1 protein-coding gene is annotated in these 485 nt (G+C 68.5%); it reads left to right on the top strand.

All coding sequences use genetic code 11. The annotated features are described in order from the left end of the window. Positions 1-485 (top strand): sensor histidine kinase (locus tag HPT28_RS26440; RefSeq protein ID WP_374227020.1); only part of this gene is annotated, 485 nt, incomplete at both ends.

The raw sequence follows: 485 nt of genomic DNA, 5'->3' as shown, positions 1-485 counted from the left end.
AAACTCGACCACGACCCCGAAACCGCCGCCCGCATGGTCGACGAAGCCCACGGCGAAGTGAAACTCGCCCTCCAAGAACTCCGCGACCTCGCCCGCGGCATCCACCCCGCCATCCTCACCGACCGCGGACTCGGCCCCGCACTGGCCACCCTCACCTCCCGCTGCACCGTCCCCACCACCCACCACACCGACCTCCCCCACCGCCCCGCACCCGCCATCGAATCCATCGCCTACTTCACCATCAGCGAACTCCTCCAGAACATCTCCAAACACAGCCACGCCACCCAAGCCCACGTCGAAATCTGGCGCACCGACAACCGCCTCCTCCTCCAGACCACCGACAACGGACACGGCGGCGCCACCACCACCCACGGCACCGGCCTCACCGGCCTCACCGAACGCCTCCACTCCGTCGACGGACTCCTCCACATCCACTCCCCCCACGGCGGACCCACCACCATCACCGCAGAACTCCCCTGGCGGGA

It is taken from the genome of Streptomyces sp. JJ38 (assembly GCF_019303475.1).
GTDB lineage: Bacteria > Actinomycetota > Actinomycetes > Streptomycetales > Streptomycetaceae > Streptomyces.
The sequence above is the reverse complement of the archived record's forward strand: the minus strand, read 5'-3'. Positions and strand labels throughout refer to the sequence as shown.